Origin of the sequence: Comamonas piscis (assembly GCF_014109725.1) — a bacterium.
Classification (GTDB): domain Bacteria; phylum Pseudomonadota; class Gammaproteobacteria; order Burkholderiales; family Burkholderiaceae_C; genus Comamonas; species Comamonas piscis.
Genome location: NZ_CP058554.1, coordinates 4857582 through 4882641, shown reverse-complemented (window position 1 = coordinate 4882641; position 25060 = coordinate 4857582). Strand labels below are relative to the sequence as shown.

Genomic DNA, 25060 nt, shown 5'->3' with positions numbered 1-25060 from the left:
GCCCGTCAAAGACCCCGCGCCCAACCAGCCGCCACCGGTGCCGACACCGGGCATTCCCTCGCCGATCCAGGAGTAGCCACGCGCGGCGCGCCTTCGGGCGTATGATCGCGCTCTTTGTGGCTCCACGAGCGGGTGGTTGAGCATGCGCATATTGCTGATTGAAGACGAGCTGGAAATGGCGGCCTGGCTGGTGCGTGCGCTCAAGCAATCGACCATCGAAGCCGTCCATGCCTCGCATGCCGCCATGGCCAGCCGCCTGCTGCAGGACGGCCCCTTTGACGTGGTGGTGCTAGACCTGCAACTGCCCGACCAGCATGGCTTTGACTGGCTATCCGCCATGCGCGCGCAGGGCCGGCGTGAGCCGGTGCTGGTGCTGACGGCGCAAGGCGCGGTGCAGGACCGGGTCGAAGGCCTGCACCGGGGCGCCGACGACTACCTGACCAAACCTTTTGAAGTGGCCGAGTTGGAGGCCCGGCTCGCTGCGTTGTACCGGCGCAGCCAGGGCAGGGTGCAGGCCGTGCAGCACTGCGGATCGCTGCGCTATGACAGCAGCCACCACACCTTTTGGCTGGCCGAGCAGATGCTGGCGCTGACCCCGCGCGAGCATGCTGCGCTGGAAGCCTTGATGGCGCGCCCGGGTGCGCCCGTCGGCAAATCCAAGCTGACGGCCAAGGTGTTTCCGCAGGACAGCAGCGTCAGCCCCGATGCGATTGAGCAGGTGCTGCACCGGCTGCGGCGCAAGCTGGCCGGCGGCGATGTGCAAGTGGTCACCGTGCGCGGTCTGGGCTATATGCTCGAATCCACCGCGCCCCAGCATCCTGGCGCGGCCCCATCGGCCTAGCTGCCATGCGCTGGCATTCCCGCGTCTCTCACGGCCTGCGTCTGCGGCTTTTGTGGGTGCTGGTGCCCGTGTTGACGGGGCTCTTGGTGCTCGACAGCTGGCGCGACAGCGTGAGCCTGGCGCGGGAGCTGGCCCATGCCTATGACCAGAGCCTGCTGGAGCCGGCGCAGGCCTTGTCGGACGGCCTGGGCTGGGACAGCGAAGGGCAGCTGAGCCTGGACGGGCCCCTGCATGTCATCTCGATGTTCGAGGCCGTGAGCAGCCGGCGCAAGTTTTTGCGGGTGCAGCTGCAGACACCCGATGGCGCGCAGCTCCGGCTGTTGCTGGGGGCGGACCAGTTTCCGGAGCCGGCGCAGGACCCTGCCGATGCCAGCCGGCCCTTTCGTGCGGCAGCCGATGGCACGCGGGTGTTCTATGCCGCCGAGGTGGACCACCAGCCGGTGCGGGTGTTGGCCATGCTGCGCGTGCTGCATGACCAGGCGGGCCAGGAATGGCGGGTGCTGATCCAGTCGGCGCAGACCAGCGCAGGTATTGAGCGCACGGTGCGCAGCCTCATGTGGGACAGCCTGCTGCGCGATGGCCGTACCCTGCTGGTCTTGGTGCTGGTGGTGTGGCTGGGCGTGGCCTGGGGCCTGCGCCCGTTGCAGGCCTTGCGCCGCGCCGTGCAGCAGCGCCGCAGCGACGATCTGGAGCCGCTGGCGACCACCGATGTGCCCGGCGAAGTGCGCCCCCTGGTCGATGCAATGAATCTGCACCTGGCGCAGCAACGCGATGCGCTGGCCCAGCAGCGCCAGTTCCTGGCCGATGCCTCGCACCAGCTGCGCACGCCCCTGGCCATTCTGACCACCCAGGCCGGTTATGCCCTGCGCGAGACCGATCCCGAGGCCGTGCAGTCGACCTTGCGCAGCATGCTGCAGCAACTGCAGCGGGGCCGCCGCGTGTCCGAGCAGCTGCTGGCGCTGGCCCATGCCAGCCAGCCTGCGTCGCCCATGGCCAGCGAGGCAGCGCTTTGCGACGCCAATGCGGTGGCTCGCGAGGTGGTGCTGGCCTATTTGCCGCTGGCCTTGGACAAGCAGCAGGACCTGGGTTGGACCGATGTGCGCGGTCAGGATTTTGACGAAGACGATGCTGCGAGCGGCGACGATAGCGCACAGCTGCCGATGGCCGCACCTGTGAAGGCGCCCGCCACCGCCGTGTATGAGCTGGTCGCCAACCTGGTCCACAACGCCATCGTCTACACCCCTGCGCAGGGGCATATCAATGTGGCGGTGCTGCGCGAGCCGGGCTGGGTGGAGATCCGCGTGCAGGACAACGGCCCCGGCATTGCAGCGCAGGACCGCGAGCGCGCGCTGGCCCGCTTCAGCCGCCTGCAGGCCGATGCGGCGCAGGCGCCCGGTGGCTCGGGCCTGGGTCTGGCGATTGCCCGCGCCTATGTGCAACGCTTTCAGGGCGAACTGGTGCTGGCCCATGGCGCAGGGGAAGACGAGGGCCGGCCGGGCCTGCTGATCCGTATCCGTCTGCCGCTGGCCTCCGCAAGCGCCTGATTCCACTGTCTTTTGCGGGACGGTTTTCGCTAAGTAGATTTACGTATTTTTGAACCATGCCGCCCGATTGGCAGCTGTTTGGCAGCTTCGTTTTCTAGACTTTCTGTGCAAAGTTGTAAAAGAAGGAGACGAAGATGTGTACATGCTGGACCACCCTGCCGGGTGCCCCTAGGCGCGCGGCGCCTGCCAGGGGGCGACCATGAGCGCCCCAGGCAAAACCTACAACAAGGACTATTACGGCGGTGCGCTGATGGTCCTGATCGGTGGCAGTGCTGCCTATGCGGCGCAGAGCTACAACATTGGCTCGCTGGCGCATATGGGGCCGGGCTACTTCCCCTTTGCGATTGGCATTCTGCTGGCGCTCACCGGCGTGCTGATTGCATTGACGGCGAATAAAAAGGGCGCAGGCGGGGACGCGGCGCTGGTAGGGCACAAGCATGACATTCCGGATTTCCGGGGTGCCGCCTGCATCATTTTGGGCACCGTGGCCTTCTACTTCTGTGGCGAATACCTGGGCCTGCTGCCCGCCACTTTTGCCATCGTGTTTATCTGTGCCTTGGGCGACCGCAGCAACAGCGTGATGGCCTGCTTTGTGCTGGCCATGTCGATGATGATCGTGGCCGTGGTGATTTTCTGGTGGGCGCTGCAAGTGCAGATGCCGCTGGTCAGGTGGGGGATGTAATCATGGGACAAGCATTACAAGACCTCTGGTTCGGCTTTGGCATCGCCTTCCAGGGCCACAATTTGATGTGGTCCTTCTTCGGCGTGCTGGTGGGTAACCTGATTGGCGTGCTGCCGGGCATGGGCGCGCTGTCCGCGATCTCCATCCTGCTGCCGCTAACCTACACGATGCAACCGGTGCCCGCCATCCTGATGCTGGCCGGTATCTTCTACGGCTCGCAGTACGGTGGTGCCATCGGCGCCATCTTGCTGAACCTGCCATCGCACCCACCCCATGCGGTGACCTGCCTGGACGGCTACCCGATGACCAAGAAGGGCAAGGGCGGAACGGCGCTGGGCATCACGATGATCTGCTCGTTCTTTGCCGCCTCGGTCGGCATCATCGTGATGATTTTCGCGTCGCCACTGCTGACTACCATCGCCTTCAAGTTTGGCCCGGCCGAGCTGTTCTCCATCATGCTGCTGGGCCTGCTGGCGGGCTCGACCATGTCGCGTGGCTCCCCGCTCAAAGGCGTGGCGATGACCTTGTTCGGCTTGCTTTGCGGCATTGTCGGCACCGATGTGAACAGCGGCACCTTCCGCTTTGCCTTTGACATCCCGGACCTGAGCGATGGCCTGGAAATGGTGGCTGTAGCCATGGGCTTGTTCGGTATTGCCGACTTCCTGCTCAACGTCAACAAGATGAAGGCGATCACCAGCAACACCAAGATGCGCATCCGTGACATGCGCCCCTCGATGGCGGAGCTGAAAGAGGCCTTCTGGCCGATGGTGCGCGGCACGGCCGTGGGCACCCTGTTTGGCGCGATGCCCGGCACCGGCCCGACGATCACCACCTTCATCGCCTATGCGCTGGAGCAAAAGGTGGCCAAGGACCCGAGCCGTTTTGGCACCGGCATGATCGCTGGCGTCGCCGCCCCCGAGGCCTCGGCGCACTCGAAGACGCAGGTGGACTTCATCCCGACGATGAGCCTGGGCATTCCGGGCGACGCAGTGATGGCGCTGCTATTGGGCGCGCTGCTGATCCAGGGTATCCAGCCTGGCCCGCAGCTGATCAGCGAGCATCCGGACATTTTCTGGGGCCTGATTGCCAGCTTCTGGATTGGCAATGTGATCCTGATGATCCTGAATGTGCCGCTGATCGGCGTCTGGGTGAAGATGCTGGCAGTGCCTTACAAGTACCTGTTCCCATCGGCGATGTTCTTCATTGCGGTCGGTGTGTTCACCACGCAAAACAGCCTGTTCCACATCTGGGAGGTGCTGGCCTTCGGCATCATCGGTGCCATCTTGATGGTGCTGGATTTCTCGGTCGCGCCCATCATGCTGGGCTTTGTGCTGGGGCCCATGATGGAAGAGAACTTCCGCCGTGCGCTGCTGCTGTCCCGGGGTGACATGATGGTCTTCATGCAGCGCCCCATCAGCGCCACCTTTGTCTGCATCAGCGTGTTCTTGCTCGCTGCCGTGACCTGGTCGGCTTGGCGCAAGCGCTCCAGCGTGAGCAAGGTGGCGCAAGCCATTGCGCAGGAGACTTCGGGCGCTGGCGTTATCGCGGCCAAGTAAGCCTGTTTGCGGCGGTTGTACCGCCCATGCAAGAAGCCGCTCAGATGAGCGGCTTCTTGCGTTGAGGCAGGCGCCCTCTCAGCGGGGGCGCTGTACAGGGTTGGCTATCAAGCCGGCAGGAAACCTTCCACCGACAGGTAGCGCTCGCCGGTGTCGTAGGCAAAGCCCAGCACCTTGGCGTTGGGTGGCAGATCGGGCAGCTTTTGCGCAATGGCCGCCAAGGTTGCTCCGGAGGAGATGCCCACCAGCAGGCCTTCTTCACGGGCCGCGCGGCGTGCGTATTCACGGGCGGGTTCGGCATCGACCTGGATCACGCCATCGAGCACGCTGGTGTCCAAGTTGCGCGGAATAAAGCCGGCACCAATGCCCTGGATCGGGTGCGGCGCGGGCTGGCCGCCCGAGATGACAGGCGAGGCCGTGGGCTCGACCGCATAGACCTTGAGCTGCGGAAACTTGGCCTTGAGCACATGGGCCACGCCAGACAGGTGGCCGCCAGTGCCCACCCCGGTGATCAGCACATCCAGTCCATCGGGGAAATCGGCCAGCACTTCCTGGGCGGTAGTGCGCTCATGCACCGCCGTATTGGCAGGGTTTTCAAACTGCTGCGGAATCCAGGAGCCGGGGGTTTGCGCGGCCAGCTCTTCGGCACGGGCGATCGCGCCCTTCATGCCTTTTTCCTTGGGCGTCAGGTCAAAGCTGGCGCCATAGGCCAGCATCAGGCGGCGGCGCTCAATGGACATGCTCTCGGGCATCACCAGGATGAGCTTGTAGCCCTTAACCGCGGCGACCAACGCCAGGCCCACGCCGGTGTTGCCGCTGGTGGGTTCGATGATGGTGCCGCCCGGCTTGAGCGCGCCGGTCTTTTCGGCGTCTTCGATCATCGCCAGCGCGATGCGGTCCTTGATGGAGCCGCCGGGATTGCTGCGCTCGGACTTGATCCAGACCTGGGCGCCCGCGCCAAACAAACGGTTGATACGGACCACCGGCGTATTGCCAATGGTGTGCAGAATATTCTCAACTTTCATGGAGCCTCCAGCGGATCAAGGGATAGGGGTGGAAATCGTCGAACCATTGTGACGCAGTTGATCTTTCCATCTGGAATATCAATATGCCCGGAATGTTCTTAGCGCGGATGGCCTACAAGCACCTGCCAGTCTGCATTCCTTGATGGCCATCAATACAGCCAGCGACCCCTAGGCAGAAGATGGGCACTGAACTACACCGCTGTGCAAGGAGGCCGTTTGCTGAGTTTCAACACCACCCTGGTTCTGCTGGCCGTTTGCTGCGTCAGCCTGCTTTTGGGCTTTTCCTGGCGCGACAAAGTCTGGGCGCCCTGGTTGATGCTGGCATCGGTCTGCGGGCTGCTGGGGCTGATGGCCAGGACCATCTACGACTTGCTGGCGAGGGGCTGATCAGACGACCCTGCTGGCAGTATCTCTGGCGCGGCGCAGCGGCGTTTTCCAGAGCTCGGCCAACAGCACGCCAAAAATGGTCATCGCCCCGCCGATCCACAAGTAGCTGTGCAGCTGCTCCTTGGCCCAGGCCGAGGCGATCAGCGCGGTCAGCAGCGGGGTCAGGTTGAAGAACATGATCGAGCGGCTGGGCCCCAGCCGTGCCACGGCGGTCATCCACATCCAGGTGGCGACGATCGAGGCCATGGTGCCGGCATAGGCCACCAAGTACCAGTTGTCCGCATTCAGGCCGATTTTGGGCGAGGCCAGGTAGAACGGCAGCTGGGCGAACATGGCGACCACCATCTGCAGGTACAGCAGCTGCCAGCTGGGCACCTTGGGCATCGCCCAGCGCTTGAGCAGAATGTTGTAGGCCGCATAGGCCAGGCAGGCCAGCAGCATCAGCATATCGCCCCGGTTGATGCCCTGGTCCAGCAAGGAGGCAGGATGCCCTTCGCTGATGACCAACACCACGCCTGCAAAGGCCAGCAGCGACCCGATGGCACCGCCAGCGGTCAGCACCTGGCCCAGCAGGCCCACGCAGATGCCCAGCACCACCAGCGGCGACAAGGTCAGGATGATGCCCATATGCGTGGCGGTGGTGTAGGCGGCCGCAAAGTAGGCGCAGCTTTGGTAGACCACCATGCCCAGCACGCCCAGCACCAGGATTTGCCCCGCATGGCCCCGGATGGCCTGCCGGTTGCGCCATACGGCGGGCAGCAACACGGGGGTGACCAGTAACACCGCCAGCACCCAGCGCAGAAAGCCGATTTCAATCGGGCCGATGGCGCCAGAGGCCTGTTTGCTGACAACGGTGTTGCCCGACCAGATCAAGACCGCGAGCAGCGGATACAGGTATTGCATATCTCAAGCATTTAAAAACGTCTGGCTGCTATCATCGCCGTGGCAGGTTTAAAGCCTATAGCTGCAATCAGACAATTCAGACACCAAGCCGGACATGTTGCGCTCGGTGATCGCGACAAGGAGCCCCCATGGCGACAGGCCAAGCACTGAAAATCCACGACGTGGATGCAGAGACGGCGCCCTATCTGGTGCGCTACGACGAATTTGCCGCCGGCAGTTTTGCCGATGCGCACAGCCACCGCCCCGGTCACCTGAACTACACATCGCATGGCACGATGACCATCGTCACACAAGGTCGAAGCCTGGTGGCGCCGCCGCAGTACGGCATCTGGATTCCGCCGGCGGTGGAGCACAACTGCTATGTGCCGCAGGCTGCCGTGTACCGTTCGTTTTATGTGCAGCCTGCCCTGTGCGGCGGCTTGCCCCGGCAGGCCTGCATCATCCGCATCAGCGCCATCGTGCGCAGCATCCTGGCCGACCTGGCGCAGCGCGATATACGCCGGCCTGCAACGGCCGAGGACCTGCGCCTGGCCGAGGTGATGGTGGACCAACTGCGGCTGGCGCCACCCGAGCACAGTTTTCTGCCCGCTGCACAGTCCAAGGCACTGCTGACGGTGCTCGATGCCCTGAAGGCCGAGCCCGGAAGCCGCCGCACGATGGCCGATTGGGCGGCCTCGGTACACCTGACCGAGCGCACCCTGGCGCGCCACTGCCACCAGGAGCTGGGCATGGGCCTGGCCGAATGGCGGCAGCGGCTGCGCCACCTCTGCGCGGTGGACGCGCTGGGCCAGGGCCAGACGGTGCAGGAGATTGCCTTTGATCTGGGCTACAGCACCGCATCGGCCTTTATCGCGATGTTCCAGCGTGCAGCGGGCATGCCGCCCGAGCAGTTTCGGCGCGAGTTTGGCAGTGCGGTGGCAGAGTAGGGCGGCGATGCGCGGTTTATCCCGGCATCTGCCTGCAGTTTTAGGGCCAGCTGGCGCTGGCGTTGGCCAATCGGTGGAATAATCACGCCTGTGAAGCCTGCCAGACCGCCGCTGGTGCAATTGCCGAAAGGCAGCACTGGAGGAACGTCCGGACTGCACAGGACAGCGTAGCAGCTAACCGCTGCCCACCGTGAGGTGAGGATCAGAGCAACAGAGACGAGTCTGGGGGGCGTACCGCAAGGTAAACCACCCGGGGTGAAACGGGCAATCTCTACGCGCAGCAATACCAAGTAGGCCAGCGTTGATGTGGTTCCGCAGAGTTGGCGGGTAGGTAGCGTCGAGCCGTGGTGGTGACACCCGGCCCAGAGTAATGGCGGTCACGCCTGGGGCAACCCAGGTGCACAGAATCCGGCTTATCGGCAGACTTCACACTTACATCAAGAATAAAACGGCCACCGATCTACATCGGTGGCCGTTTTGTCTTTTTGAACGCGGCGGACTCAGTCCTTTTTGCGCGCACGCGGATGGGCCTTGTCGTAGACCTGGGCCAGGTGCTGAAAATCAAGCCGGGTGTAGACCTGGGTGGTGGTGATGCTGGCATGGCCCAGCAGCTCCTGCACGGCGCGCAAATCCTGGCTGGACTGCAGCACATGGCTGGCAAAGGAATGGCGCAGCATGTGCGGATGCACCGGCGTGGTCATGCCTGCAACCAGGCTGCGCTCGCGCAGGCGCTGCCAGACGCTGGCAGCCGACAGCCGGGCGCCGCGCACCCCGATGAACAGGGCTGCATCGCAGGGCGCCACCTGGTCGCGCACGGCCAGCCAGGCCTGCAGCGCCGCCAGGGCCGCCTTGCCCACCGGCACCACGCGGCGCTTGCTGCCCTTGCCCAGCACATGGGCCTCGGCCGCCTCCATATCGATCCAGCCCAGCGCTTGCACGCTGGCGGCGGTATCTAGCCCCACCAGCTCGCCCACCCGCAGGCCGCTGCCATAGAGCAGCTCGACCATGGCGCTGTCGCGCGCCTGCACCCAGGGGTCCCCCTGGGCATGGCTGGTTTCGGCAAAGCGCACGGCATCGTCGACCGACAAGGCCTTGGGCAGTGGCTTGGGGGATTTGGGGGCGCGCACATCCTGCACCGGGTTGCGCTCCACCAGGCCTTCGCGGCCGGCCCAGGTGTAGAAACCGCGCCAGCCACTTAAAATCAGCGCAATGCCGCGCCCGCTGCGGCCCGCTGCATGCATCTGCGCCACAAAGCGGCGGATGTGCTGGGGGCCCAGCTGCAGCACCTCGGTATGGGCCTCGGCGGCCATGGCCGACAGGCGCTGCAAATCCAAGGTGTAGAGCGTGTGGGTGCGTGGTGCCAGCCGCTTTTGCACGCGCACATGCTCCAGGTACTGGAGCATGGGGGCGCTGAGCGCGGCGGTATCCATGGGCCTAGCGCAGGCGGCAGAGCACGCTGGCGGCGATCTCGCCAATGCGTTCGAGCAGGTCGGTGTCCATGTCGGCCTGGAAGCGCGCCGGGTCGGGCGAGCCCAACACCAACAGCCCCCAGGCGGGGGTGTCACCCAAGATGGCGCCATCGCGCAGCGGCAGCAGCACCACCGATTGCACCTGGGCGCTGTCGGGCAGCCAGCCGGCCGGCTCGACGCCAACGTTGGGGCCGCAGTAAGGGGTAGACAACGAGCTGGCGAAGCTGCGCGCATCGGCGCTGATGCCTTGCGCAAAGGGCTCGTTCAAATAGGTTTCGGCCACATCCCACAACCGCAGCGCGACATGGGGCACCTCAAAATGCTGGGCCAGGCTCTCGGCAAGCACCTCGGGCAGCTGCAGCGGGTTGCGGGTCTTGACGACGTCGCAGGTCCAGTGGTGGATGCGGTCAATCGTGTGGTGGTTCTGGCTGCCGTTGCGCATCATGTCCATGATGCGGTGCTCCAGGCCCTTGATCTTGTCGCGCAGCATCTCCGCCTGGCGCTCCTGCAGGCTGACGGTGCGGTTGCCGTAGGGGCTGACCATGTGCACGCCGGTCAGCACCTGGGCCTGGCGCTCAAAGAAATCCGGTGTCTGTACCAGGAACTCGGCGATGTCTTCTTCAGTAATGGGGGGAACCTGGTTGTTGGCGTTCATCAGTCTCTCTCATCGGCTGTTAGCCGTCTCCTCATTGGGACTCCGCATGCGGCAGGGCAGGGGCTCGGATTAATCGGGAATGCGGATCTGCCCCTCAAACACCGTGGTGGCCGGGCCAGTCATCATCACCGGGTCTGCCGCCTCGCCGCTCCAGGCAATCGTCAGCAGGCCGCCCCGGGTCTGCACATCCACGGGGCTTTGCAGCAGGCCCAGCGCAATCCCGGCTACCACGGCGGCGCAGGCACCGGTGCCGCAGGCCAGGGTCTCGCCAGTGCCGCGTTCAAACACCCGCAGCCGCACCTGCTGCTCACTTTGCACCTGCAAAAAGCCAACATTCACGCGCTCAGGGAAGCGGGGGTGCGACTCCAGCACAGGGCCCTGGGATTCGACCGGCGCGGTATCCACATCATCGACCAGCATGACGGCATGCGGATTGCCCATGGAGACGGGCACGATGAAGACGGTGCTCGGATCGGTCGGCACCTGCAGCGCAAGCGGCCATTTCTGGGCATGGTGTTGCACCACCGCCGTGAGGCCGCTGGTGTTGAAGGGAACGTCGTCGGGCACCAAACGCGGCTGGCCCATGTTGACTGTGACGCGGCCATCAGCCATCAGCTCGGGGGCGATCACGCCTTTTTGGGTCTGGACGCGGATCGCCTGCTTGTCGGTCAGGCCCTTGTCATACACATAACGTGCAAAACAGCGCGCGCCATTGCCGCACTGCTCCACCTCGCCGCCATCGGCATTGTGGATGAGGTATTCAAAATCGATTCCCGCGGCGGGCGAGGGCCGCACCGTCAGGATCTGGTCGGCACCGACGCCAAAATGGCGGTCGGCCAGAAAGCGGTACTGGTCGGCGCGCAGCCCCAGCGGGCCAGCGGTCTCATCGAGCACGACAAAATCATTGCCGGCGCCTTGCATCTTGGTAAAACGGATGTCCATCTGCCCATTATCGCTTTTTGGGCCCGCCTGCATGCGGACTGAGGTGGCAGGCGTAAGAACCTGTTAACAGCATCGTATCGCGAGGTTGCAGATGCGGACAGCTTGTGGCCAGGTTCATCCTCGCCCGCCCTGCGGGTGACACGGCCCAGCCATGCAAGTGTTGATAATGGACTGATGACCCGTACCAGCCAGCTTCTCCACGCACAACGCGAGCCCGTACCGGCCCGTGCAGCCGCCACGGCCTTGTTTCTGCGCGATGCCCCAGATCCACAGGGTGCCCCAGGGGCCACCCGGGTAGAGGTGCTGATGTCGCGCCGCTCCGACAAGGCGCGCTTTGCGGCCGGGCACTATGTGTTCCCCGGCGGCGCGGTAGATGCCAGCGATGCCCTGCACCATGACCTGCTGGCGCGCCGCACGGCACAGACGGCCGAGGAACTGACCTATGCTCAGGCCGCCATCCGCGAGAGCATGGAGGAAATGGGCGTGCTGCTGGCCCGCCATGCGGACGGCAGCTGGGCCACCCAGGCCGAAGTGGCGGGCATCGACCGCAGCCAACCGCTGCTGCCCCAGTGCGGGGCGCTGGGGTTGACCCTGGCAGCCGATATGCTTTGGCCGCTGGCGCGCTGGACGGCCGCGCAGGAGATCCCTATCCGCTTTGATGTGCCGTTTTTGGTGGCACGTATGCCCGATGGGCAGCAGCCGGTGACCGACGACACCGAACAGTTTGAAGCGCTGTGGGTACACCCCGCGCAGGCGCTGCAGCGCGCGGCCGATGGCCAGATGACGGTGATGTTCCCCACCCGCGTCACCCTGGAGCGCCTGGCGGCCTACGCCACCGTGCAAGACCTGCTGGATGTGCTGCAGTCGCTGCAACAGGTGCAGCCCGGCCAGTGGCTCTGGCAGTCGATGCCACGAGGCGCCATGGTGGACGGCGAAGTCCGGCGCTTTATGGAACATGAGACCGCCTACGGCGAGCTGGCCCTGGTCTGCCCCGATGGCCAGCTGCACCATACGGTGGGTTGGCAGAGCGCGCAGCCGGTGCCCCTGCTGAAGAATGTGCAGCGGTTGACGGCTGACAACGGTGGCACGATGACCGGCCCGGGCACCAACACCTACCTGGTCGGTGATACCGAGACCGGTTATATCGTGCTGGACCCCGGCCCCAAGCCGCAGCCGCAGGATGACCCGCATCTGCTGCGTATCCTGGCCGCCACCGGTGGCGATATCCGCGCCATTGTCTGCACCCATTCCCATGCCGACCATTCGCCAGGCGCCGCGCCGCTGCAGGCGCTGGTGGCCCAGGCCGGCCGTAGCAAGCCGGTGATCTGGGGGTTGCCGTCTGCCTGCACCGCCCGCGCGGGCAGCCAGTTCACGCCGAACCAGGAGCTGCAGGATGGACAGCTGCTGCAACTAACGCATCCCAGCGATCCCGCACGCAGCCACAGCCTGCGCGTGCTGCACACCCCGGGCCATGCCGCCAACCATGTCTGCCTGGTGCTGGAGGAGGACGGCCTGCTGTTCAGCGGCGACCATATCCTGAACGGCAACACCACCGTGGTGGACCCACCAGACGGTAATATGCGCCTCTACTTGGCCTCGCTCGCCAAGCTGGCCCAGGCCTGCGAACAGGGGCAGATCGCATTCATCCTACCGGCCCACGGCTATGCGCTGGCCCAGCCGCTGCAGGTGATTGCCAAATTGCATGCGCACCGCATGGCGCGCGAAGACAAGGTGCGCCAGGCCATGGCGCAAGCGCCGGATGGCACGCCGGAGGATTGGGTGGCGATTGCCTATGCCGATACGCCAGAGCGACTGTGGCCGGTGGCCAAGCGCTCACTGCTGGCGCACGTGGAGCATATTCGCGGGATGTAATGGGGATCTGGGCCTTGCGCCCAAGTTTGTTTAAAGCTTGGGAATTCGGATGCGGCTGATCATCAGCGAACCCGACACCGCAAACAGCAGTACCAGCGGGTGCAGGGTGAAGCCGCCAATCAGCAGCTTGCCAAACCACAGATCGGCCCGCACCGCATTCATGGCCGCAGCAAGTGCCATCAAAGCGACCAGCACGATGGAGGTGGGGATGGGGGTTCCCTCAAAGTACTTCACCTTGCCCGAGGGGCCGTCGGACAGCGACTCTGCGGTGACGTTGTAGCGGGCGAGGCGCGAGACGCCGCAGGCCACAAAGTAGCCCAGCACAATGCGGTCCCACAGACCCTGCATGCCGCAGGCATAGGCAATGATGGCGGGCGCTACCCCGAAAGAGATCACGTCGGCCAGCGAATCGAGCTCGCGGCCCATGGCCGATGATTTTTGGCGCCAGCGCGCAATGCGGCCATCAAAGATATCGAAGATGAGGGCGGCCAAGACCAGGGCGGCGGCAAAGTAGATATGCCGGCGGTCGGCGGTTTCCAAAAAGGTCATCGCCGAGAACAGCGCGCCCACGCCGCAGACGGCATTGCCCAAGGTGAACCAGTCGGCGAGATGGAACTCGCGAATCATCGAAAAACGTTTGTGTGGACTATTCATGGATGTGGTGTCTGCAGCCCGAATGCAAGGGCCGTCTGTGGTGCGCCGCTGTGGCTGACCATGGTACACGCTGTATTCGCCAGCGCCAAACCAGGTGGGGCTGTGCATCCACGAAGCGGGCAAGATCTCCATCAATCCTACAAACAATGTAGGCCGAGCCACAACATTGCAGGGCCAGACTTGCGGCACTCAAATCTGGAGCCTTGCGCCGTGACCCTCAATACCGAACAACTGCTGGCTGACGAAGCCCAATACTGCTCTTTTGGCGATACCGTTCACTACGTCAATCCCCCCAAGATCTTCAGCGGCTGCGAGGGCAGCTACATGTACGATGACGCCGGCACGCCGTACCTGGATCTGCAGATGTGGTACTCGGCCGTCAACTTTGGCTACAAGAACAAGCGCCTCGAAGACAAGATGATCGAGCAGCTGCGCGAGCTGCCTCAGGTCGCCAGCCAGTACCTGCACCCCACGAAGATCGAGCTGGCCAAGTTCATCGCGCAGGATGCCGAGAAAAAATGGGGCCTGCCAGGCCGCGTGCACTTCAACGTCGGCGGCGCGCAGGCGATCGAGGACTCCCTCAAGGTGGTGCGCAATGCCACCAACGGCAAAAGCCTGATGTTCGCGTTTGAAGGCGGCTACCACGGCCGTACCCTGGGCGCATCGAGCATTACCTCCAGCTACCGCTACCGCCGCCGCTTTGGCCATTTCAGCGACCGGGCGCAGTTCATTCCCTTCCCTTACCCCTTCCGCCGCCCCAAGGGCATGACGTCCGAAGAGTATGCGGATGCCATCGTGCAGGAGTTTGCACGCAAGTTCGAGAACGAATACCACGCCGTCTGGGACCCCAAGACCCAGCAGTGCGAGTACGCGGCTTTCTACATCGAGCCGATCCAGGGCACCGGCGGCTATGTGGTGCCACCGCCCAATTTCTTCAAAGGCCTCAAGAAGGTGCTGGACGACCACGGCGTGCTGATGGTGGTCGATGAAATCCAGATGGGCTTCTGGCGTACCGGAACCCTGTGGTCGGTCGAGAACTTTGGCGTCAAGCCCGATGTGCTGGTGTTTGCCAAGGCGCTGACGAATGGGCTCAACGCACTGTCCGGCCTCTGGGCCCGCGAAGAGCTGATCAACCCGACCATCTTCCCACCAGGATCTACGCATTCAACCTTTGCGTCCAACCCGCTGGGCACGGCCCTGGGCCTGGAAGTGATGCGCATGACGCACGAAATGGACTTTGGCCGCCAGGTGCGCGAGTCGGGTGCCTATTTCCTTGATGGCCTGCAACAGCTGCAAAAGCGCCATCCGGAAATCGGCGATGTCGACGGCATGGGCCTGGCGCTGCGCGCCGAGATCTGCACCGCCGATGGCTTCACTCCCAACAAGGCGCTGCTCGACAAGATGGTCGACCTGGGCCTGGAAGCCAAGCTCGAGTACCAGGGCCAAAAACGCGGCCTGGTGCTGGACGTCGGTGGCTACTACAAGAACGTGATCACCTTCGCGCCGTCGCTGATGATCAGCCGCAGCGAGATTGATGAAGCGCTGGTGCTGCTCGACCAGTTGATCACCCTGGCCAAGCGGTCCTGAACTTGAGCGAGCCTTTGCGCCCTTGGCGCAACCAGTTGGAGCCCTCTGCGCTGATCCGGCAGTTTGCCGCGCATCCGCCCGAGGGCTTTGCGGTGTTCTCGGACCGGCCTTTTCCGGCCTTTCGCGCGCCCTTTGACCTGCTGACCACGGCCGACGAGGCCGTCAAGCGCCGGGTGCTGCAATTGCCCGGCGGGGCCTGGCTTGCACAGCGCTTGCGGCTGCGCACTGATTTTGTCGGATCGACTTTGAGCGAGTACCTGGTACTGCCGCCGGATGCCGAGATGGACAAGCTGGCCGTCCAGCTGCGCAGCCACGCGGGCCGCTGCATGCTGACCATCGTCAAGGACCTGCCCCAGGCATCGCCCCTGCTGCCGCCGGCCGACAATGCCGATGCCCAACGCTTGGCCCAGGCGCTGCAGCATGAGGGTTTCATCCTGGTCGAAGGCCAGGCGCTGGCCTATGTGGCTATCGATTTCGAGAGCATTGATGGCTACCTGGCGCGGCTGTCCAAAAACCGGCGCTCCGATCTGCGCCGCAAGCTCAAGAGCCGCAGCCAGCTGCAGATCCGCCGCATTCCCACCGGCCCAGCCTTTGCCGACGAGGCCCTGGTCGATGCCTACTATGCGCTGTTCGAGGCCGTGTATGCGCAAAGCGCGCTGCATTTTGACAAGCTCAGCCGCAGCTTTTTTGCGGAGGTGCTGCGCGATGCCAGCAACCAGGGCTTGGTGTTTGAATACCGCCATGCGGAGGATGGCGCCTTGCTGGGCTGGAACCTGTGCTTTGCGCATGATGGGCGACTGGTCGACAAATACATTGGCCTGTCCTACCCGCGTGCGCGCCAGGTCAATCTGTACTTCGTCAGCTGGATGGTGAACCTGGAATATGCGCTGGAATGCGGCCTGTCCCACTACGTGGCCGGCTGGACCGATCCCGAGGTCAAGGCGCAACTGGGTGCCAGCTTCACCTTCACCCAGCATGCGGTCTACATCCGCAACCCGCTGCTGCGGGCCTTGGGGCGGCGGTTTTCCCGGCATTTTGAAAGTGACCGCGCATGGCAGGAGCAGCGATGACCCCCTTGGTGCTGGATGTCGATGGCTCGGTCGGCCCCTTGGCCGGCGAGCTGCGCCTGCCGCTGGGCGATTGGCAGGAGGCGATCCGCTTTGGCGCATCGCTGGGCCGCTACCAGCAGTTCCGGCGCCATGTGCAGTCCCAGCTGCCCGCGCAGCATGGCACGGCCTGGATGGGCAGTGGCGATTTTCACCACCTGTCCTGGCTGCTGATCGAGCACTGCATTACGCGCCAGGGCTACACCGCTGCGCGCCCGCTGCGCGTGGTTGTGCTGGACAACCACCCGGACAATATGCGCTTTCCCTGGGGAGTGCATTGCGGCTCCTGGGTGCGGCGCATTGCCATGCACCCAGCGGTATCGCATGTGCATGTGGCGGGCATCACCTCGCCCGATATTGGCGCCGGCCATGCCTGGGAGAACTACCTGGGCCCGCTGCGTGCCGGCAAGCTCAGCTACTGGAGCTGCGGCGTGGATACTGGCTGGGCGCGGCGCCTGGGCCTGTCGGGCGCCTTTCGTGCTTTCCCCAGCCTTGATGCCTTGACCGATGCCTTGACCGCTACCCTGGCACGCGAGCGCCAAAGCAGCTACCTCAGCATCGACAAGGATGTGTTTGCCACCGACGTGGTCCGCACCAACTGGGACCAGGGCCAGATGCGCGAGGCGCAGGCTACGGGCATCATCGCGGCCTTGGATGGCCAACTGGTGGGCAGCGACATCACCGGCGATGTCTCGTCCTGGCAATACAGCACCTGGTGGAAGCGCTGGCTCAGTGCCGGTGACGGCCAGGACACCGCCATTGATGCACAGGCACTGGCCGCAGCCCAGGCGGGCCAGCATGCGCTCAACCAGCGGCTGATGGCGGCCTTGTCTGCCGCAACGCATCCAGCAGCTGGGCAAACAGTGCATCGCTGAGCCAGGCACTGTTGCTGACGGCCAGTAGGCGCTGCGACCAGTCGCGGGCCTGCGGTACCGGGTCGTACAAGGCCTCGCCCAGTACGGGCGCATAGCGCGCATAGTCGGGCAGCACCTGGCTGAAGGGCAGTGACAAGCCCCAGCCGCTGGCCCAGTGCGCATGTAGCAGCGCGTCGCGTTGGGCGGCACTGGGCAAGCGCAGCAGAATCACCGGCCAGATGCCCTGCGCCTGGGGCGCGGCATCGTCCAGCACCTCTACACCCGGCAGCGCGCGCAACTGGGCTACGCGCCGCTGCGCCTGCTGCTGGGCCTGCTCCCAGTGCGTGCGCAGCCGCGCCAGTGCGCGCAGACCGACGCGCCGGCGCCAGGCGCCCAGGCTGTGCTGCGGGATACGGCTGTCAAAATCATCGCCCGCCGCTTTCACCCAATCGCCCCGCGCCAGGCTGCGCCGCAACGGTGCGCCGTAGACCCCGTCCAGCAGTGCAGGGCGAAAGGCTGCGGCATAGCCGAGCAGCTCCAGGCTGCGGCGCAGCTCCCAGGCCAGCTGGGGGCGTATCGATGCCTTGTGCTGCGCGCGCAGCGCCGCCATCAGCGCCGGGTCGCGTGCCAGCAGCACACCGCCTTCATAGGTAGTCAGGCCCTTGCCCACCGCTAGGCTGAACAGCGCGATGTCGCCCTGCAGGCCCACGCTGCGTCCCTGCACCCGGGCGCCCAGGGCCTGTGCGGCGTCTTCGATCACATAGGCACCGCAGGCCTGGGCGCGGGGCAGCAGGCTGGCGACATCGGCCACCCTGCCTCCCAGGTGGGTGGGCACCACGGCCAGGGTGCGGTGGCTGAGCACGGCATCCAGCGCTTGGCCATCCATGTCCAGGCGGTCGGGCGACAGATCACAGAGCCGCGGTTGCAGGCCACACTGCGCGACGGCCATTGCCACCAGCGGGCAGGTGTAGGCGGGCACCACCACCTCGCAGCGCTCGGGGGCCAGCTGCTGCAGGGTACGCAGTGCCAGCATCAGCGCCGAGGTTCCCGAGCATTCCAGCAGCAGCTCGTCCACGCCTAGCCAGCCAGCCAGCGCCCGGTCCAGATGCGCATCGCCCCAGGGGCGCAGATCGGACCAGCGCAGTGGCAAGCCGGCGGTGGGGGGGACGGAGATGCGGGATGCTGTCATCATCGTCGGTGGCTCTGGCAGTTGCACGCCATCAGCGTGCGGCTGCGTTGGCGCCTGCCGTACCGTCTGCAGGGGTGTCTACCGCCTCTGTAGCGCCATGGTCCTGGGCTTCGCTCAAGGCCAGACAGGCAATACCGGCAACGATGAACACGCAGCCCAGCATCTGAGGCATGCCGATGTTTTCCTGGAACAGGTAATGCGACAGCACCAGCACCGAGATGATCTCCAGGTGCGAGGCGGCAAAAGCGGGGCCAACCGGCGCGCGCCGCAGCAGATGCATCCAGGTGAAAAAGGCGCCGATGTAGCCGATCAAGGCACCATAGATCCAGGGTTGGGCAAACACCCGCCAGAGCCAGGAGGGGCTGAACTCCAGCGGCAGGGCGGCATCGCCGGCTTTCTTGAAGCTCAGCTGGGCCAGGGTGTCGAAGGCCATGAGCACCAGAAAGCCAACCAGGTAAAAGCGTTTCATGCGATCAGCCCTTGAGACCTACGACGGCCACGCCGATGGAGACGAGCACGATGCCCATGACCCGCATCGGGGCGAGCTTTTCCTTGAACAGAATGCGCCCGGCCACCATGATGGCCACGATGTTGATGCTGCCCAGCAGCACGCCATCGGACAGCGGCACCAGCGACAAAAAAGCCAGCCAGGCGACAAACTCGATCACATAGCAGGCGCCGCCGATCCAGATCCAGGGGCGCGCCAGCATGAAGCGCCAGTGGTCCATGCCGGTGGCCGTGCTCGGGGTCTGTGTGGCAGCGGCCTTGAAGGCCAACTGACCGCCGCTGTCGACCAGCACATTGATCAGCCACAGGCTGATCACCAGCGGGCTGATGTCAGCGCCCATGTGCGGCCACCGTTGCTTGCGTACCGCCAATGCGGGCCACAAAGCCATGCACCTTGGCGATCACGGTACGGCGCTCGCGGTCGATGGTGATCATGTGGTAGCAGTTGTCGAGCAGCACGACCTCGACCTTTGCATGGACGGCGCCGGTGGCGATGTCTTCGGCATTGGAGCGGTGGGAGATGTCATCTTCCTTGGCATGGATGGCCAGGCAGGGCGCGCGCAAATCCCGCAAGTGGCTGCGGACATGGGCAGAGAGCCGGCGCAGCTCGATGATGGACCACCAGGGGTTGCCGGGCAGGCCTGCGGCGGCGCTGTCACCGCTATTCATCTGTGCGACCACCCGGGCGCGCAAGGCCTCGTCCTTGATGCCGTAGGGCGGTGCCTCCATGAACACCCTTTGCCGGCCGATGCCCAGCAGGCGAAACAGCGGCAGCAAAAAGGCCAGCTTGGTGTAGCGGGGAATGCTCCAGCCGTCATAGCGGAAGGTGGTGGACAGGGCAGCCACCCCGGCTACCTGGCGCGGGTGCGACGCGGCCACTGCCAGCGACAGCAAGGCGCCCATCGACAGGCCGCCTACCACCACGCGATCGACATGGGGTACAAAGCGCAACAGCGCCGATTGCACGCTGGCGAGCCAGTCGGTCCAGCGGGTCTGGACCAGGTCCTGCATGCTGCCGCAGTGGCCTGCCAGTTGCACGGCGTAGACGGTGAAGCCTTCGCGGTTGAGGCCTTTGGCCAGCAAGCGCATCTCTGCCGGGGTACCGGTCAGGCCATGCACCAGCAGCACGCCGGTGCGCGCGGCGGCGCCGGAGCCGGGCATGACGAATTCATGGGGCGTCAGGCACAAGGTCTGCAAGGCCGCTTCTGCGGCCCTTTCCTGTGGCTGGCCTGCCAGGTGCTGGGCGAGTGCGTCATGGGTATTCATGCCAGGGCCTCCTGCTGTTGCATGAAATGCTGCAACCACGGCGTCGCGTCGCTGAAGCTGACAAAGGGCGCATGGGCAATGCCATGGCGTTCGCAGTGTTCGATCAGCCGGTACTTGGCGAGCACATAGTCGGCCTCGTGCGAGACGCAGAAATCGGAAGTGCTGTCACCCACATAGAGGACGCGTCCGGCCATTGCCTGCTGCGTCGCCAGGCGTTCGCACTTGCAGTTGCCACTGGCGCGCTTGCAGTGCGGGCTGGCCCAGGGGGATTCCAGCGCCCAGCGGCGCGTGTCCTGCTGTACCAGGCGGTTGGCAATCACCTCCAGGTGGCCGAGGCCGTGCTGCGCCAGCACGCGCTGGATCGCGTAGTCGATGCCGTCGCTCACCACCTGCAGCCGCAGGCCCAGTGCCTGCGCCGTCTGCACAAAACCGGGAAAGCCGGGGTCGATGGCAATGCCGTCGAGGTGGGCGTCCAGCGCCTGCTGGTCCATGTCCAGCAGCGCGACCTGGCCTTGCATGCAGGCGCGCGAGCCGATATCGCCGCGCTCCCAGGCGTCTTCCAGGGCGGTCCAGCCGGGCAGGCCAAAGCGCTGCAACAGGCTGTCGGTGACATCGACCAGGCTGATCGTGCCGTCAAAATCGGATTGGATCATCCAGCCGGCGGCGTTGTTGTGGCTAGCAGTTGCCTGCCCAAGGAGGGGTTTATTCATGGAAGCTCACTCTCACGTTCTGGCCTACACGCAGGTTGCTGGGCGCAGTCTCGAACTCGAGCACGCACTCGACCACGCGCAGCGGGCCGCGCTGGGCATCGTCCTGCAAGGTCGAAGGCCCATACATGGGGTTGATGCGCAGCACCCGGGCCTCGGGCAGCGGGCTGCTGCTGTCGTTGTCCAGCACCACGCTGGCGCGCATGCCCTTTTGCACCGCGCCGGCAAAGCTCTCGTTGAGCTCGGCGCGGATGCGCAGCGGGCGCAGCGGCAGCAGGCGCATCGCCGCCTGGCTGGTGTGCACCTGGCTGCCAACCTTGGCCTGCAGGTGCACCACGGTGGCGGCCTCTGGCGCATACAGCGCATACAGGCGCTGGCGCTCGCGCAGCTGCTGGGTCTTGCTCTGGGCCAGTTTCACTTCGGCCTGGGCCACCTCGGCCTCGGATTGTGCATTGCGCAGCGCGGCCTGGGCGTTGTCCACTTCCTGCAGATCGGCCGCACCATCACGGGCGGCGGCCTGCAGGCGCTTGAGCTGGGCCTGCAGCAGCGGCAGCTTGGTGGTCAGGGCCTTGTGCTTGGCCTGGGCAAGTTGGTAGGAGGACTGGGCCACGGCCAGCTCGGCGCGCAGGTCTTCGTCATGCACCTTGAGCAGCAACTGGCCGGCCTGCACCTGCTGGCCTTCGCGCACGGCGATCTGCTGCACGGTGCCATCGATCGCGGTGGCCAGATCCAGCAGGCCGCCATCCACTTCGATCTTGCCCCGGGCCACGGCCACTGTGCTGGGCGGTGGCTGGATGGCACCTGGAGCCACGGGGCTGTCTGCCGCTGGTGTGCAGCCTGCCAGCCCGCCCAGCGCCATGCACAGCAGGCCCAGCAAGCGCCAGGCATGGGGCAAGTGCGAAGGGGTTGATTGGGTCTTGGTCAATTTGGGTTCTCCATCAGGGTGGATTGGCGGCGGTCGTTGTACACGGCGCCGTCTTCCATCTCCAGTACGCGGTCAGCATGGCCCACCAGGCGCGGATCGTGGCTGACGCAGAGCACCGTGGTGCCGTGGCTGCGCGCGACGCGGTGGAGGATGTCGATCACCCGTTGTCCGCTTTCTGCATCCAGCGCACTAGTGGGCTCGTCGGCAAACAGGAGCTGGGGCGCCTTGGCCAGCGCGCGGGCAATGGCCACGCGCTGCTTTTCGCCGCCCGACAACTCGGCCGGGCGCATGTGCGCGCGGTGCGACAGGCCGACTTCGTCGAGCGCATCCTGCGCGCGCCTCAAGGTCTCGGCGCGCCGTATGCCCAGGTAGCCCAGCGGCAGTTGCACCTGCTCCAGCGCCGTCAGCGCCGGGAACAGGTTGAAGCCCTGGAACACAAAGCCGGTGTGCAGCAGCCGAAAGCGCTCCATCTCGCGGCTGGGCATGGTCGTCAGGTTCTGGCCCAGCGCAAAGGTCTGGCCGTCATCAGGGGTGAGCAGGCCCGACATCAGCGACAACAAGGTGCTTTTGCCGCAGCCCGAGGGGCCGGAAATCAGGGTTAGTTCGCCAGCGTACAAATCGACCGACAGATCCTGCAGCACATGGATGCGGATGGAGCCCGATACATAGGTCTTGCGCAATCCGACGGCCTGTAGGCTGGGTGTGGGGGGCGTGTTGTTGGGCATGGCGAGATCCTTCAGCGCAGCAGGGTGGCCGGATCGGTGCGCAGCAGCACGCGCATGGCGCCCAGGCCGGACAGCAGCGCCAAGGTGGCCACCAGTGCCGCGCAGGCCAGCACGGCTTGCAGGTTCAGCGCGACGGGCACCCGGTAGACCTGGGCCACCGAGACCAGGGCCACGCTGGCGATGGTGGTCAGCAGCAGGCCAGCGGCGCCGATCCAGCAGGCCTGTTCCACCACCACCCGGCCTAGCGCCGCGCGGCTGACGCCCAGCGCATTGAGCACGGCGTATTCACGCACCGAACCGGCGACCACGCTTTTGAGCGACTGGCTGGTGACGACTGCGCCCACCAGGCAGACAACGATGGCCATGAACAGCACACCGGCGCCGGCGCCGGTATCGAGCATCCAGTAGCGCTGGGAGCGGTGGGCAAAGCTGTCAGCAGTCCAGACCTCGTGCGGGCCAAAGCTGCGCGCCTCGCTGCTCAGGCGCTGTTGCACGGCGTGGTTGTCCACGCCTTTGCGCACGCGGGCCAGCAGGTAGGTGCTGCCCTGGCTGGGTGCGCTGCCGGCGATCTGGTGCGCGCTCTCCAGCGAGGCCAGCACATTGACGCCGCCCAGGCCGCGCAGGCCATCCACGGCGGCGACGACGCGCACGCGGTGGTTGTTGATCCAGGCCGTGCCGCCTTCATGGGTGGCCAGGCTGTCCAGATCGGCGCGGTCGACGATGACGGCGCCGGGCTCGCGCAGCAGCTTGCGCTGCCAGGGCGCAATGACCCGGTCGAACATCATCGCAGTGCCGGCGGTGGAGATGCCCGAGAGGTAGACCGAGACCGCACCCGGTTCATGGGCCGCGCCCTGGCTGGAGCGCCAGTCGCCATCGACCCAGACAAAGGCTTCGACGGCGCGGATGTCCGGGTCCATGCGCATGCGCATTTCGACATCGGGGCCGATGGTGCGGCCAAAGTTCACGCTTTGGGTGCCGGGGTAGCCCACCCAGAGATCGGCCGAGCTGGCGGTGATGTAGATCGCCGCCGAGCTGAAAATGCCCAGCACCAGCGCAGCCTGCATGACCAGCAGCACACCGGCAAAGCCCACTGCAAAGACCGAGGGCACAAAGCGGCGCCATTCATAGACCAAGGTTTTGCGCGCCAGGGCAATCATGGTGCGGCTCCCTCAGTGCCGGGCAGGGGTTGCGCTGGCAACGGGGCGCCGCCCAGCGCCTGGAACAAGGCCACAAAGGCCAGGGTTTGCGCAGCCTGGGCCACGCGCTGCTGGCTTTCGTGCAGCAGCAGCTGGCGCCGGGGCTCAACCGTATCGAGCTCGCTGGCCAGGCCGAGGGCTTGGCGGCGCTGCAGCTGCTGGGCGCGGCTGCGCAGCAGGCGGGTTTGGGCATCCAGCGACTGCTGGCGCTGCTGCTGGGCGCGCAGGCCGGCAAGCGCCGTTTCCACATCGGCCACGCCGTCGAGCACGCTTTGCCGGTAGGCCTTGACGGCGTTGTTCATCTGCAGATCGTCGGCATCAGCCTGTGCGCGCCGACGGCCCCAGTCAAACAGCGGAATGTCGATGACCGGCCCCAGCATGGGCACCAGGTTGGAGCTGGAGCGCCGGTTTTGCGTCAGGTTGTAGGCGTAGAGCAGCGAGCCACCTAGTGCAAAGCGGGGGTAAAGGGCAGCGGTGGACAGGCCGGCGGCAGCGGCGGCGCGCTGCACAGCGGCTTCAGCGGCCAGGATGGCGGGGCGGCTGCGCAACAGCTCGGCCGGCAGCACCTGCAGGTTCAGCGCCGTGGCGCTGGGGATGTGGGCTGTGCCGGAGGCGGCCAGCCAAGCGGCATCGGGCTCGGTCTGGCCCAGCAATGCAGCCAGGGCATGCGCTGCGCGTGCCTGGTGCTGCAACAGCTCGGCCTCCTGGCCGCTGCTGCGGTTGAGATCCAGACTCGCCTGCTGCACCAGCTCGGCGCTGCCGATGCGCTGCTGCACGCGCACCTGCTGCAACTGCAGACGGCGCGCATCCAGCTGCATTTGCTGGTCCAGCCCAAAGCGTTGCTGCTGCGCCACGCAGATCTCCAGATAGCGTTGCACCACATTGGCGACCAGCTGGATCTGGGCCGCTTGCAGCTGGGCTTGGGCATCGAGCAACTGGCCCTGGCCGTCGAGTTCGCTGGATTCGTAGGCGCCAAATAGGCCAAGGTTCCAGCTCATGTCCAGGCTGGCGTGGAAGTAGGAATCGAGCGCGGCCACATCCTGCAAGGTGCGCACGCCGGCGGTGACTTCCGGCTTGTAGCTGGCCGTGGCAATGCCCAGCAGAATGCGCTGGGCCTGCAGCCGGCCCTGTGCTTGGGCCAGGCTCAGGTTCTGGGCCAGCGCCTGCTCCACCAGCTTGTCCAGAGCCGGGTCGCCCAGGAGCTTCCACCAGGCCGCCAGATCGGAGGCCTGGACGGCACGCGCAGCGGGCGTGCTGCTGCCGGCCTGCTGCCACTGGGCGGGCGTGCTGGGCTGGAGCTGGGGTTGCGGTGGCGTCATGCAACCGGCCAGCAGGCCGACAGGCGCCAGCATCAGCAGTGTTTTGCAGAACTGGGGTTTCACGTGCAAGGGAGTCGGTTCGTGGCCGGGGTTGACCGTGGTGGCCTGACCGCAGAGGCAGGACCAATAGGCGATCGATTCAACCCCGCCAAGCTTGCGCAAGCTTGCACAATTGATGGAGAAAACATGGAGGCCGCCAAGGCGTGCAGCCGGCGAGCGCCAC

The 25060-nt window shown here is 65.4% G+C and carries 25 protein-coding genes and 1 other RNA gene; 11 read left to right on the top strand and 15 right to left on the bottom strand.

The window, feature by feature from the left end; all coding sequences use genetic code 11:
* Positions 1-142: 142 nt before the first annotated feature.
* The 4 genes from HS961_RS22070 to HS961_RS22055 all read left to right on the top strand — a co-directional run bounded on the left by HS961_RS22070 (position 143) and on the right by HS961_RS22055 (position 4623).
* Positions 143-841, top strand: a complete 699-nt coding sequence (locus tag HS961_RS22070; protein ID WP_182325569.1) for a response regulator — start codon at positions 143-145, stop codon at positions 839-841.
* A gap of 5 nt (positions 842-846) precedes the next feature.
* The gene (locus HS961_RS22065; protein WP_182325568.1) at positions 847-2385 is read left to right on the top strand and encodes a sensor histidine kinase; all 1539 of its coding nucleotides are present in this window, start codon (positions 847-849) and stop codon (positions 2383-2385) included.
* A 199-nt stretch (positions 2386-2584) separates the two neighbouring features.
* Positions 2585-3067, top strand: coding sequence for a tripartite tricarboxylate transporter TctB family protein (locus tag HS961_RS22060; RefSeq protein ID WP_238347704.1), 483 nt, complete (start codon positions 2585-2587; stop codon positions 3065-3067).
* 2 nt (positions 3068-3069) lie between these two features.
* A complete protein-coding gene (locus HS961_RS22055; protein ID WP_412101616.1) occupies positions 3070-4623 on the top strand; it encodes a tripartite tricarboxylate transporter permease in 1554 nt (517 codons plus the stop codon).
* A gap of 107 nt (positions 4624-4730) precedes the next feature.
* Here the strand turns inward: HS961_RS22055 and cysK are convergent, their stop codons facing one another.
* Positions 4731-5648: a cysteine synthase A gene (cysK, locus tag HS961_RS22050; RefSeq protein WP_182325567.1), complete on the bottom strand. Its 918-nt coding sequence runs from the start codon at positions 5646-5648 to the stop codon at positions 4731-4733.
* Between the two features lie 216 nt (positions 5649-5864).
* On the opposite strand from cysK, the gene HS961_RS22045 reads away from it, so the two are divergent.
* The gene (locus HS961_RS22045) at positions 5865-6035 is read left to right on the top strand and encodes a hypothetical protein (RefSeq protein WP_238347702.1); all 171 of its coding nucleotides are present in this window, start codon (positions 5865-5867) and stop codon (positions 6033-6035) included.
* Here the strand turns inward: HS961_RS22045 and HS961_RS22040 are convergent, their stop codons facing one another.
* Positions 6036-6938 (bottom strand): DMT family transporter, encoded by a 903-nt coding sequence (locus tag HS961_RS22040; RefSeq protein WP_182325566.1) that lies wholly within the window; start codon positions 6936-6938, stop codon positions 6036-6038.
* Between the two features lie 128 nt (positions 6939-7066).
* Between HS961_RS22040 and HS961_RS22035 the strand changes: the two genes are divergently transcribed.
* Positions 7067-7864 (top strand): AraC family transcriptional regulator, encoded by a 798-nt coding sequence (locus HS961_RS22035; RefSeq protein WP_182325565.1) that lies wholly within the window; start codon positions 7067-7069, stop codon positions 7862-7864.
* A 92-nt stretch (positions 7865-7956) separates the two neighbouring features.
* Positions 7957-8296, top strand: an RNA gene (rnpB, locus tag HS961_RS22030) — RNase P RNA component class A.
* Between the two features lie 68 nt (positions 8297-8364).
* On the opposite strand, the gene HS961_RS22025 is transcribed toward rnpB, so the two are convergent.
* From HS961_RS22025 to dapF, 3 genes are all read right to left on the bottom strand, one after another.
* Positions 8365-9294 (bottom strand): tyrosine recombinase XerC, encoded by a 930-nt coding sequence (locus HS961_RS22025; protein WP_182325564.1) that lies wholly within the window; start codon positions 9292-9294, stop codon positions 8365-8367.
* Positions 9295-9298: 4 nt separating this feature from the next.
* Positions 9299-9988 (bottom strand): DUF484 family protein, encoded by a 690-nt coding sequence (locus tag HS961_RS22020; RefSeq protein WP_182325563.1) that lies wholly within the window; start codon positions 9986-9988, stop codon positions 9299-9301.
* Positions 9989-10057: 69 nt separating this feature from the next.
* Positions 10058-10930 (bottom strand): diaminopimelate epimerase, encoded by an 873-nt coding sequence (gene dapF, locus HS961_RS22015; protein WP_182325562.1) that lies wholly within the window; start codon positions 10928-10930, stop codon positions 10058-10060.
* A 174-nt stretch (positions 10931-11104) separates the two neighbouring features.
* Here dapF and HS961_RS22010 point away from each other — a divergent pair, with 174 nt between their 5' ends.
* Positions 11105-12802 (top strand): MBL fold metallo-hydrolase, encoded by a 1698-nt coding sequence (locus HS961_RS22010; protein WP_182325561.1) that lies wholly within the window; start codon positions 11105-11107, stop codon positions 12800-12802.
* A 30-nt stretch (positions 12803-12832) separates the two neighbouring features.
* On the opposite strand, the gene pssA is transcribed toward HS961_RS22010, so the two are convergent.
* The gene (gene pssA / locus HS961_RS22005; RefSeq protein WP_182325560.1) at positions 12833-13456 is read right to left on the bottom strand and encodes a CDP-diacylglycerol--serine O-phosphatidyltransferase; all 624 of its coding nucleotides are present in this window, start codon (positions 13454-13456) and stop codon (positions 12833-12835) included.
* Positions 13457-13666: 210 nt separating this feature from the next.
* On the opposite strand from pssA, the gene HS961_RS22000 reads away from it, so the two are divergent.
* Genes HS961_RS22000 through HS961_RS21990 form a run of 3 tightly spaced genes read left to right on the top strand, consistent with a single transcriptional unit; the run spans position 13667 to position 17024 of the window.
* Positions 13667-15043, top strand: coding sequence for an aspartate aminotransferase family protein (locus tag HS961_RS22000; protein WP_182325559.1), 1377 nt, complete (start codon positions 13667-13669; stop codon positions 15041-15043).
* Between the two features lie 2 nt (positions 15044-15045).
* Complete coding sequence (locus HS961_RS21995; protein ID WP_238347701.1) at positions 15046-16113, top strand: GNAT family N-acetyltransferase; 1068 nt, start codon at positions 15046-15048, stop codon at positions 16111-16113.
* Complete coding sequence (locus tag HS961_RS21990) at positions 16110-17024, top strand: hypothetical protein (protein WP_238347700.1); 915 nt, start codon at positions 16110-16112, stop codon at positions 17022-17024. Before HS961_RS21995 ends, HS961_RS21990 begins: the two co-directional genes overlap by 4 nt.
* On the opposite strand, the gene HS961_RS21985 is transcribed toward HS961_RS21990, so the two are convergent.
* Genes HS961_RS21985 through HS961_RS21945 form a run of 9 tightly spaced genes read right to left on the bottom strand, consistent with a single transcriptional unit; the run spans position 16954 to position 24900 of the window.
* Positions 16954-18195 carry a DegT/DnrJ/EryC1/StrS family aminotransferase gene (locus tag HS961_RS21985; protein WP_238347699.1) on the bottom strand — a complete coding sequence of 414 codons (1242 nt, stop codon included), beginning with the start codon at positions 18193-18195 and terminating at the stop codon, positions 16954-16956. The two genes, HS961_RS21990 and HS961_RS21985, sit on opposite strands and share 71 nt — an antisense overlap.
* Positions 18196-18223: 28 nt before the next feature.
* Positions 18224-18661 carry an EamA family transporter gene (locus HS961_RS21980; protein WP_182325557.1) on the bottom strand — a complete coding sequence of 146 codons (438 nt, stop codon included), beginning with the start codon at positions 18659-18661 and terminating at the stop codon, positions 18224-18226.
* A gap of 4 nt (positions 18662-18665) precedes the next feature.
* Positions 18666-19040, bottom strand: coding sequence for an EamA family transporter (locus tag HS961_RS21975; protein ID WP_182325556.1), 375 nt, complete (start codon positions 19038-19040; stop codon positions 18666-18668).
* Positions 19030-19965 (bottom strand): alpha/beta hydrolase, encoded by a 936-nt coding sequence (locus tag HS961_RS21970; protein ID WP_182325555.1) that lies wholly within the window; start codon positions 19963-19965, stop codon positions 19030-19032. Before HS961_RS21970 ends, HS961_RS21975 begins: the two co-directional genes overlap by 11 nt.
* Entirely contained in the window at positions 19962-20675 is a 714-nt protein-coding gene (locus HS961_RS21965; protein WP_182325554.1) for an MtnX-like HAD-IB family phosphatase, read from the bottom strand. The genes HS961_RS21970 and HS961_RS21965 overlap by 4 nt, the downstream gene beginning before the upstream one ends.
* On the bottom strand, positions 20668-21597 hold the full coding sequence (locus tag HS961_RS21960) for an HlyD family efflux transporter periplasmic adaptor subunit (RefSeq protein ID WP_238347698.1): 930 nt from the start codon (positions 21595-21597) through the stop codon (positions 20668-20670). Before HS961_RS21960 ends, HS961_RS21965 begins: the two co-directional genes overlap by 8 nt.
* Positions 21594-22322 (bottom strand): ABC transporter ATP-binding protein, encoded by a 729-nt coding sequence (locus HS961_RS21955; protein ID WP_182325553.1) that lies wholly within the window; start codon positions 22320-22322, stop codon positions 21594-21596. Before HS961_RS21955 ends, HS961_RS21960 begins: the two co-directional genes overlap by 4 nt.
* Before the next feature lie 11 nt (positions 22323-22333).
* On the bottom strand, positions 22334-23479 hold the full coding sequence (locus HS961_RS21950; RefSeq protein ID WP_182325552.1) for an ABC transporter permease: 1146 nt from the start codon (positions 23477-23479) through the stop codon (positions 22334-22336).
* Complete coding sequence (locus tag HS961_RS21945; RefSeq protein ID WP_238347970.1) at positions 23476-24900, bottom strand: TolC family protein; 1425 nt, start codon at positions 24898-24900, stop codon at positions 23476-23478. Before HS961_RS21945 ends, HS961_RS21950 begins: the two co-directional genes overlap by 4 nt.
* Between the last annotated feature and the right edge of the window lie 160 nt (positions 24901-25060).